1 protein-coding gene is annotated in these 1,335 nt (G+C 57.4%); it reads right to left on the bottom strand.

What is annotated here, in order from left to right; translation table 11 throughout:
* Positions 1-43: 43 nt before the first annotated feature.
* Positions 44-1,264: an IS256 family transposase gene (locus BQ4888_RS10715; RefSeq protein WP_092057186.1), complete on the bottom strand. Its 1,221-nt coding sequence runs from the start codon at positions 1,262-1,264 to the stop codon at positions 44-46.
* Positions 1,265-1,335 lie beyond the last annotated feature (71 nt).

Raw genomic sequence — 1,335 nt, forward strand, 5'->3', positions numbered from 1 at the left:
GGCGGTGTAAATCATTTTGTGTAAATGGTTTGGTTTTCGGTTATCAGTAAGCTGGCATTCTGTCTTCGAACAGGATGGAAAACCGGTTGAGGGCCGCCTTCCAGTCCCGGATCGGCAGGGTCCATTTCTTGGCGATATTGTTCAATGCCAAATAGAGCAGCTTGAACATGGCTGCGTCGTTGGGAAATGATCCCCGGTTCTTGGTGACCTTGCGGAGCGACATGTTCAGCGACTCGATGGCGTTGGTCGTGTAGATCACCTTGCGGATCTCCGCCGGGTAGGCAAAAAACGGGGTGATTCGCTCCCAGTTCCGCCGCCAGGACTGGCCGATGGAGGGATGGGTTTCATCCCATTTGGCCTCGAATTCCGACAGGTTCATTTCGGCCTGCTCGACGGTCGCCGCCTGGTAAATGGTCTTGAGGTCGGCAGCCACCTCCTTGCGCTGCTTCCACGAAACGTATTTGAGGGAGTGGCGCACCATGTGGACGAGGCAGAGCTGGACCTGGGTGCGGGGAAAAACCGTCTCGATGGCTTCGGGGAAGCCCTTGAGGCCATCCACGCAGGCGATGAAGATGTCTTCAACGCCACGGTTTTTCAACTCGGTCACCACCTGCAACCAGAACTTGGCGCCCTCGTTCTCGGCCACCCACATCCCCAGAACCTCCTTGATGCCGTCCATGGTGACGCCCAGGGCCAGGTAGACGGCTTTGTTGCTGACGTGACCGTTATCCCGTACCTTGACCCGCACAGCGTCCATATAGACGATGGGATAAAGGGGATCGAGCGGCCGGTTCTGCCAGATTTTGACCTCGTCGGCGATGGCATCGGTCACGCTGGAAATCAGGCTAGGAGAGACCTCGACGCCGTAAATCTCTTCCAAGTGTCCCTGGATCTCCCGCGTGGTCATCCCCCGGGCGTACAGGGAGATGATCTTACCGTCGAAGCCGGCAAAACGGGTCTGCCCCTTCGGAATGATGGTCGGCTCAAAGGTGGCGTCCCGGTCGCGGGGCACCTCGATCGGCAGCTTGCCGAACTCGCCCTTGATGGTTTTGGCGGATTTGCCGTTGCGAGCATTACCACCCTTGGTGGCGATGGCACCATGCTTCTCATGCCCTAGGTGGTCGGTCATTTCCGCCTGCAGGGCTCGCTCAACGAGGCCTTTGGTCAGTTGCTTGAGCAGGCCATTCTCCCCGATCAGATCCTCGGGTTTGGTGTACTTGAAATCGGCAAACAGGCGGTCAAGAAGTTCTTTTTCGATGGCCATTTGGGCTCCTCAGAGGGTGGGGGGCTGGTGTACCCCGGAATGGCCATTTACACAAACTAAATTACACCCTC

This window comes from Desulfuromonas acetexigens, assembly GCF_900111775.1.
Taxonomy (GTDB): Bacteria; Desulfobacterota; Desulfuromonadia; order Desulfuromonadales; family Trichloromonadaceae; genus Trichloromonas; species Trichloromonas acetexigens.

Coding starts and splice junctions, on each gene's coding strand:
- BQ4888_RS10715 (WP_092057186.1), bottom strand. CDS start 1,264: ATGGCCATCGAAAAAGAACTTCTTGACCGCCTGTTTGCCGATTTCAAG.